The sequence below is a fragment of the Paraglaciecola sp. genome, from assembly GCF_051252315.1.
Lineage (GTDB): Bacteria > Pseudomonadota > Gammaproteobacteria > Enterobacterales > Alteromonadaceae > Paraglaciecola.
The window spans coordinates 45,396-53,888 of the sequence record NZ_JBPOFP010000018.1; the positions used below are offsets into that span (position 1 = coordinate 45,396).

At 39.6% G+C, this 8,493-nt stretch carries 6 protein-coding genes; all 6 read right to left on the reverse strand.

Annotation, left to right across the window (positions count from 1 at the left end; genetic code table 11):
- Nucleotides 1–91: 91 nt before the first annotated feature.
- Complete coding sequence (locus ACSHXM_RS05550) at nt 92–658, reverse strand: cytochrome b (protein ID WP_435687745.1); 567 nt, start codon at nt 656–658, stop codon at nt 92–94.
- A gap of 21 nt (nt 659–679) precedes the next feature.
- Nucleotides 680–2,104 (reverse strand): ankyrin repeat domain-containing protein, encoded by a 1,425-nt coding sequence (locus tag ACSHXM_RS05555; RefSeq protein WP_435687746.1) that lies wholly within the window; start codon nt 2,102–2,104, stop codon nt 680–682.
- A gap of 2 nt (nt 2,105–2,106) precedes the next feature.
- Nucleotides 2,107–3,444: a DUF1552 domain-containing protein gene (locus ACSHXM_RS05560; RefSeq protein WP_435687747.1), complete on the reverse strand. Its 1,338-nt coding sequence runs from the start codon at nt 3,442–3,444 to the stop codon at nt 2,107–2,109.
- Complete coding sequence (locus ACSHXM_RS05565) at nt 3,444–6,155, reverse strand: DUF1592 domain-containing protein (protein ID WP_435687750.1); 2,712 nt, start codon at nt 6,153–6,155, stop codon at nt 3,444–3,446. Before ACSHXM_RS05565 ends, ACSHXM_RS05560 begins: the two co-directional genes overlap by 1 nt.
- A 132-nt stretch (nt 6,156–6,287) precedes the next feature.
- A complete protein-coding gene (locus tag ACSHXM_RS05570) occupies nt 6,288–7,175 on the reverse strand; it encodes a phytanoyl-CoA dioxygenase family protein (protein WP_435687748.1) in 888 nt (295 codons plus the stop codon).
- A gap of 88 nt (nt 7,176–7,263) precedes the next feature.
- Entirely contained in the window at nt 7,264–8,016 is a 753-nt protein-coding gene (locus ACSHXM_RS05575; protein WP_435687749.1) for a hypothetical protein, read from the reverse strand.
- Between the last annotated feature and the right edge of the window lie 477 nt (nt 8,017–8,493).

An 8,493-nucleotide genomic window follows, 5' to 3' on the forward strand; every position in this document is an offset into this window, starting at 1 on the left:
CGTTTTGATAAAGCTGTGGTTGAAAAATATTGGATGACTCGGCTCCTAAGTTAAGAGCGAAAAGAGTAACCGATAAGGCCAAGTATTGGTATTAATTAGTTTTCCCCAACATTCTTTGTAACATAGGTAACTTGTCTTTAAATTGATGTACAAGAGCTCCCATCACATGGGCTAATAATAAACCACATAAAGTATAAGCGCATAGGGTATGAACTAACTGGGCAGCTTCTTTTAAACTTCTTGAGTCTGGGATAGGTGGCAATGAAAAAAGCATAAACACATTGACCGGTCGACCGGCGGCTTCAGTCATAATATAGCCGGAAAATGGCATGATAATAATGCTTAACAGCAGTAATATATGGGTAAATTTAGCTGCACCTTTTTGCCACGGTTTAATGGCGAAATTGTGGCTTGGGAAGCCATTAAATAAACGCCATAAAACACGCCAAGCACCAAAGATAAGTACCAGTGCGCCTAACGATTTATGTAAAGAAAGTACGTTTCTTTTTAAACTGCCTAAATCAGCAAACTCAAGGCTTAAACCCAATATCAACATTAGGATAACTAACGCAGCGATTAGCCAATGATTGATAACAGAAATATAACCATAACTGGTTTGGTTATCTTGATACTTTGAATTTAATGAATTTAACTGCATAAACTTCTCAAATAAAACGGGTTACAAGTACACTTTCTTTTTAGTGCGGGATGGTGCTTTGGGAGGGGTTAAACCTTTGGCTAACATTACCTCTTTAAAGGCTTGTTCTGTTTTTTCGCTAGGTTTGTAATTACCCGGTCGAAAGCCTTGGGCGATTAACATAGCGGTCCAACCTTTTTTGTTCTTTTGATTCCAAAGGTCTATGTTGGCACCTAGTTGATCTAAATGTTTAATGACTAAAGGGAAATTTTTGTAAGCCGCGCCATGCATGGCGGTTTCACCTGTGCTACTTACAGCGTTTATATCTGCCCCCAAAGAAACTAATAAATCGATTAACTCAATGGCTTCTTGTTCAGTACCTGCTTCTTCATCTGCAGCAGCTGTCCCTAAGCCGGCGGCCATCATAAGTGGTGTAACATTATTAATATTTGTGAGTAAAGGATCAGCCCCATGCTTCAGTAAAATCTTAATAAATGGAATATCTGCGGTTTTGGAGGCCATAAATAGGGGAGTTGCACTTTGCAAATTCACTAAGGCGCCGTTTGCTTTGAATTTTTTGGTAAGTTGTAAGTTTACCTTGGCACCGTATTTTATGAGTACTTCAATAAACTCTAAGCTAGTAAGTTTGCCAGAGCCTTTGGGTGGAAAGTCACTACTATCCCCAATGTCCGGTTTTCTCACTTGTACCATAGTATGTAAGGGTGAAAATCCCGAACGTAAATCACTGGCGTCAGCGCCTTTAGATAACAAATATTCTGCAAGGTCAAAATGTCCATTTTCTATGGCTAAAATTAGCGCCGTTGAGCCATTTTTAGCAAATCGACGGCCTCTTTTGTCATGATACATAGCTGTATTGACATCAAATCCTGCGTTTAATATGGCTTTGACAACAGCTAGGTGACCTTGGCGAGCGGCAAATGCTAGGGCATTAAACTCTCCTTGGGCTTTAGCATTGATATTCGCTCCGGCCTTAATCAGTATGTTGACTACCCCAATATGACCTTCTGCTGCTGCCCACATTAAGGCGTTTTGTCTTCGAGAATCGACAAGATGAATATCAACTTCATTTTCGATTAGTAGTTTTACTAGATCGGCATACCCGGTGCGGGCAGCGCGCATTAAGATAGTTTCGTTACCCGTTATTTTATGGTCGACATTTGCGCCTGCTGTAATGAGCAGTTGAGCGATTTCAGCATTGCCATTTAACGCGGCACCATAGAGTGGGCTAATTGCATAACGGTTACTAATATTGGTATTAGCACCTTGTAGAAGCAATTGTTTTACTAGTTCAATGTCGTTGGCTACTGAGGCTCTTAATAGCTTGGTTGAACCATCGCTATATTGAAAGTTAACGTCGTTGGGCTCATTAGCAACGGATTGCCATGTTGCGCAAAGCAGTATTGTATAGGCCAAAAAGGCCAATTTTCTAACTTGAATTAAGCCCATTTTTACACCAGCATCTCGCTAACTAAGCCTGTACTATCAGCAAATTTATCTATGTCTACTCCTGCTTTCCTTAACATGGTTAAGTGCACATTGGCCAGCGGCGTTGCTTCATTAAATACCACATGATTATTGCCTTTGAAGCCCAGTTTTTGACCACCGGCTACTATGATGGGTAAGTCGTGATGATCGTGTAGATTAGGATCGCCCATACCACTACCGTAAAGGTACATAGTGTTATCAATTAAATTGCCTTCGCCATCTGGCGTGTTAGCCAGTTTATCTACTAAATAAGCAAACAAAGAAGCATGATAAGCGTTGACCTTGGCCATTCTTTTCAATTTGGTCTGATCGTTACCATGATGAGAAAGCGGGTGGTGAGAATCAGCCACGCCTATTTCAGGGTAAGTACGAGTACTGGCTTCTCTAACTAACTGCAATGACGACACGCGAGTGATATCTGCTTGCATGGCCAATACTTGCAAGTCCAACATTAACTTTGCATGATCTGAATAAGATTTAGGTACACCCATAGGGCGGTTTAAAGTCGGTAGATTATTTTTTTCTACTCCTTGATATGCCAGTTGAATACGTCTTTCTACTTCGCGCACACTGGTTAAGTATTCATCTATACGTAACTTGTCTTGTGAACCTACTTGGTTATTCAGTGAGTTAATACTGCTCATGACTGAATCAAGCAAACTGCTTTTCGAATTTAATGCTTTTTGTCTGGTGGCCACATCACCACCGGCACCAAATAATCTTTCAAAGACTAAACGAGGATGTGCTTCTGAGGGAAGAGGGGTTGTAGGCGAAGACCAAGATAAATTGTTTTGATAAACACAGGCATATCCGTTGTCACATTGGCCAACGGTTTCTAGTAAATCCATACCCATTTCAATAGAGGGTAACTGGGTTTGTTGGCCAATTTGTTGAGCAGCTAATTGATCTGCTGTGGTGCCTAAATAAAAATCAGTACTTTCTGTGAGTTTAGCTCGTGCACAACTCAAAAAGCTCGAATTAGATGTGGCGTGAGAGCCTGGATAAGCGTTTTCGAGAAAGGTATTAGTGATCACATTTAAATGATCTTTAAAAGGCGCCAATGACTCTAAAATAGGCGACATGGAATCTAAATTGGTTTTACTTTTGGGGGTAAAACGACTCATGTCAGCCCCCATAGCGACAAAAATATATCCTAGACGTGTGTTGAGGGCAGGGGCGGCAGGTGTCAGCTCTAAGGCAGTAGCTGCTGGGATCATTGCATCTAATAATGGCAAGGCAACACTGGCACCCATTCCTTTAAGAAGGGTACGCCGAGAAACGGATTTTTTAGTGATAAACATTAATGGATCCTATTTTCTTGTACAGTATTTGCCAAAGCAATTGATTCTGGCTTTATCTGCTTATATTTAAATTGTGGACTTAATACTAACTCTGAAACAATACTCGAAAACTGATAGTTATTCGCTTTTGCTTGTTTAATTATAGCTCGAATTTGTGGCGCATCACTGTGAGTTAAACCCCTTCCTAATGCAAAGGTCATGAGTTTTTCGGATAGAGTTTGAACAAATAATTCGGGACGCGTTAATAAACCGTCAATCAAGCCTTGAGCGCCAACAAACTCTTTGCCATCTGGTAAACCTGCGGTGGCATCCACTGGGTGTCCTAATTCTGTATCTCGCCACTGGCCTACCGCATCATAGTTTTCGAAGGCAAATCCAGGTGGATCCATTAGGTTATGACAACCAGCACAAGCTGGGTCTTCACGATGTTTAGCTAAACGTATACGAACCGGAAGACTTTCTGATATGGGACTGTTTTCTAAAGATGGCACATCGGCAGGTGGAGGTGGTGTCGGGGTGCCGATAATATTTTCAAGTATCCAGTTACCTCTAAGTACCGGTGAAGTGCGGTTTGCATATGAGGTTACGGCCAAAATACTACTTTGTCTTAATAACCCACCACGATTGCTGGTTTGAGGTAAATTGACTTTTCTAAATCGACTACCATACACATGAGGGATATCGTAGTGTTTAGCGAGGCGTTCATTTAAGTACGAATAATCAGCACTTAACAAGTCCATCACGCTTTGTTCTGACAATAGTATACTGTTTACGAACAGCAGCGTTTCTTGTTTCATTGCTTCACGTAGATTGTGATCAAAATCTGGGTAAGCTCGTGTGTCTGGTGTGAAGCTGTCTATGTTTCGCAAGTGTAACCACTGTTCTACAAAGTTATGTAACATGGTTTGGCTTTTTTTATCTTGCAACATGCGCACAACTTGTTGTTTTAAAACTTCTGGCTTATGCAGAGTTTGTTGTTCGGCTAGCTCAATCAGTTCGGTATCTGGAATGCTATTCCACAAGAAAAAGGATAAACGAGCAGCTAGTTCGTGATCATTTAATGCGTAGACGTCTTTATTTAAATTGGCTGGTGGCGTTTCAATTTTAAACAAAAAGTTAGGGTTAACTAAAATAGCGGCTAAACCTTTCTGTAATCCGGTTTGGTATTTATCTTGTTGCGATGAGGTCTGATAGCCTTGTTGATAAAAGTTCATAAAATTTGAAATATCTTGCTCGTTAAGGGGCCGTCTATAAGCCCGTCTAGCAATTTTTGACAAGGTTTCTTCAGCACAGGAATAATGACCCTGCGTATCATTTCCTGAACATTGGTACTGTTCATTTTCTTGTTTGTTTTGAGGCTTGGGGATTTCGGCACTTATATCATCAGAATGATACGGGCCAGTAATCGAAACCTCGTAAATCCCTGGTGTTTGTCTTGGGTGACGATGTAAGTTAAAAGCCACGTTAAAAGGTTTACGTTTAGTGATAGGTAGTGAGTTAGACAAACTAGGGAAAGTCACACCTACTTTATGGGTACCGGCTGGTATATTTAACTCAGCGAATAGATTACTTTCGTCAAAATGGTAATTTTTATAGTTTTTAGCTGGTGCAATTTCGATGGATTTTTTTAAGGCGTCGTTGACTAAAATTTCCATTTGATGCTTTTGATGAAGCCCTTCCACTTTTTCATCTCGATCACGAGATAAGCGCACATCTACTCTATAATTGCCCGTCACCGGAAAATGATGTTCAACCAGCATGCCGCCTACAGTGCCAATGGGTAAACCCTGAACATGACTTTCTTGGGATTGGTCAGGACGATTTCGGTAGTTACTGCCGTCCGGTTGCATAGTGTCTAAGCCTATGACTTGTTGAGATATTTTTTGTGCTGCTGTTATATAACGCTCTAATAACGTTGCACTTAAATTACTCATGGTGGTGTTGTCAAAACCAAAACTTTCCTGATCTGAAGGTAATAGCTTGCTCACATCTATATTTAGAGCCAATAAATCGCGTATTGAATTTTTGTATTCTGCTCGGGTTAAACGTCTGAATGTTTCAATTTTGCCCAAATCCGCGTCTTCAAAATGGTGGGAATCTAATTGCTCGCTCATTTCTGTGATTAAATACTCATAGGCCTTTTCATTTGGCCGTTTACGGTCTTTAGGGGGCATCTGCCTAGCATTGACCTTACGTAAAACTTCTTCCCACATTTCTGGATGGTCTGCAAAATTGCTGCCCTGCAATTTGGCCAGATTGACGTCACCTTTCTGGGTTTGATCATTGTGGCAGTTCATACAGTACACATCTAACATGGCTTGTTCAGGTGAAAATGCGTCAAATATTTTATGACTTTGGTCTTCGCTAGCTAATCTTTGGTTAAGCCAATCACTGGTGGCAAGGTAGGTTTCTTGGTTAGGGCGAGGAGCATCTTTTGCATCTTTGGGGGGCATTTCTTGATTTTGTATAACCCAAGCTACGTCTTGCCATAAATATGGGGCGTCATTTAATGTGCCGTCCACCACACTGGCTAAATCTAGGTTGCCTTCTCTTTTATCTGGGTTATGACAATCAACACAATATTTTTCTACGGTTGTATGTAAAACGGTGTCTTGAATTGGATATGAGGGGGCGCCGTCTAAAGGCTCAGGTACGGGAGCGCAACCTAAGAACGTAAAAATACTTAATAAGATAATGCGCGAAAAGTTCATATAAGCCAACACTGCACCTGAGTCATTTTTAACCTACATAGCAAAACAAAATTCACATGTAAAATCAATGTTTCGCATATGTTTTTAAATTGTAATTTATTTGTACCTATATCTAATTGTCATATAAATTGATTATGTTTCATTGGTTTTGTAAAGTAATGGAAAGTATTTGCCATCCATTTTATTACCTTTGGGTACTTTGATATCCGTGCCTCTTAACATGACTTCATTAGTTTCACTTTTAGTTCCATCAGCAAAAACGTTAAGTACCAATGCTCTGCGGCTAAGCTGTGACTTGTTGGCAAAAGATCCATGTAACATAAGTGGGTGATGAAAACAGGCGTGACCTTTTTTAAGCTCCATTGGAACAGGTTTAATTTGTGCTTTTTGTTCTTCGCTAAGTTGCTCGAAAATGGCTTCCATTTCACCACCAAGTTCTAGCCTTTCTAATAGTCCCCACTTATGACTTCCAGGAATATAATTTAAGCAGCCGTTTTCTGTGGTGGCATCATCTAAACCAATCCAGCAGGTAAGGTGCTGCATGGGAACAGTGCGGATCCAATATGAATAATCTTGATGCCAGGCTACAACGCCACCATGTCCAGCCGGCTTACAAAATAGTTGGTCGTGCCAAAAGCGAATAGATTGATCACCTAATAATTGGCTAGCTGGCTTAGTAAAAGCTGGATTCCAAAGTGCATCATGAAATCCCGGAGTAATGCGCCAATGGCCTAAAGAGTGAAATAAAACCGTCTCTGGATCAGTAGACTGATTATTGTGAAATTCATAAAACAAATCATGCTTAGGGTGATCTGGGTTGGCAATTTCAGCTAGTTCAGCTCGTAAAATATCCACTTGTTCATCTTCAAAAATCTTTACGTTCGTTAGATAACCAAACTCATGAAAATGTTCTATTTGTTCGTTGCTTAACGTAAACGGTTGATAGTCTTTTGAACTTGTGACTTTACTAAAAATGTCAGAAATGGGCTGATGGTAGTCCGCTAAATCTCTACTTTGCATACTTTAATCCAGTTAGTGATACGACTTGTATGCTAAGGTATCATAAAAATATAATTACACATAATTTAAGTTGGATTAATGGGTTAAGTTAAGGGTGATGTTCTTGAATTGCTTGTGCAATAAATCCGGAATCTTCTAGTTGTCGTAAGGCGGCAGTGATTTTAGGGATTAACGACTTATTTTTTTTGTGCAAATAATGAAAAAGGGGCACTGTGGGAGTGTAATTATCAAACTTAGTGATTAACTTTGTTTGGGGCTCAGTAGCGAGTTGCACTATGGTTTTTTCAGACATAGATACAAGGTCAACTCTGCCTTTGATTAATAGGTTAAATAATTGGGAGTTATTGATTGCTTTGGTTGGACCAAACTGAGTAAATTCTTTTTCAACAAATACGCCGCCATTAATAATGCCTAGTTTTAAATCTTTGAGCTTTGCGTTAGCCAATTTTTTATTGCTTTTTAGCCCGTAAAGGTTTTGGTGCATATGACAGATGGCCACGGGAATACGTATTAGGTTAGGGTATTTTTGCTCTAAAAACTGAACTCGCGCGGTTTCTCCATCTGTTCTGCCGTTATTTGATTCAATCAAAGCGCGTTTAGCAGGCAATATGGCGAATTTAAGTTGATAACCAATAGATTCATAAGCTTTGGTTAAAGTTTTAAAGGCACAATCATTCTTACCTACTTTACGAACTTGAGATAACTTAATTTGTTTTTTTTGAGAGGTTATTTTTAGATTGGCAAAAACGGGGGGGGAAAGACATAGGGTTAGCATTACTAGGATCAGGAATGGAAAGGTTCTAAACAAATGCCTGAACGAGATGTTAGCTAAGATACCCATTTACAATTTTCTGGCCTGACTTTTTTTCATTGCAAGAATGTAACGTTTTTTTAATCATATTGCTAAAAAATTGTTTGAGAACACTTAAAGGAGTAGGTTGATCTCGTTACTAAGAACACATGAGTGATTCCAGGTAATTCGGAAAATTTTCATTCTATCTGTAGGAATAAAATAGCGTCCCCTCCCTGACTCAAATAGCGCTCCAAGCTAAGGCATTGTTGGCATAAGTAGCTGGTATGTCTAAATAATTTCGGATAACCGTTTTTAAATTAAACTTGTTCTAGCCTTTTTCACATTACGACAAAATCAATATTTACATAAGTTTTACGTGGTCTAAACACAAAAATTGATATGATAAAATAGAACATAAATAGTGTTTTGGTACGCTTTGTTTTACATCTTAGTCAATTGAGTTATCAAGAGCCAAGAGCCCAGAGCCCAGAACCCAGAATCCAGAAAGAGCGAATGGTAAAAAAT

Bases quoted from the DNA above. Each gene is read 5' to 3' on its own strand.
- ACSHXM_RS05550 (WP_435687745.1), bottom strand. From the start codon at position 658: ATGCAGTTAAATTCATTAAATTCAAAGTATCAAGATAACCAAACCAGT.
- ACSHXM_RS05555 (WP_435687746.1), bottom strand. From the start codon at position 2,104: ATGGGCTTAATTCAAGTTAGAAAATTGGCCTTTTTGGCCTATACAATA.
- ACSHXM_RS05560 (WP_435687747.1), bottom strand. From the start codon at position 3,444: ATGTTTATCACTAAAAAATCCGTTTCTCGGCGTACCCTTCTTAAAGGA.
- ACSHXM_RS05565 (WP_435687750.1), bottom strand. From the start codon at position 6,155: ATGAACTTTTCGCGCATTATCTTATTAAGTATTTTTACGTTCTTAGGT.
- ACSHXM_RS05570 (WP_435687748.1), bottom strand. From the start codon at position 7,175: ATGCAAAGTAGAGATTTAGCGGACTACCATCAGCCCATTTCTGACATT.
- ACSHXM_RS05575 (WP_435687749.1), bottom strand. From the start codon at position 8,016: ATGGGTATCTTAGCTAACATCTCGTTCAGGCATTTGTTTAGAACCTTT.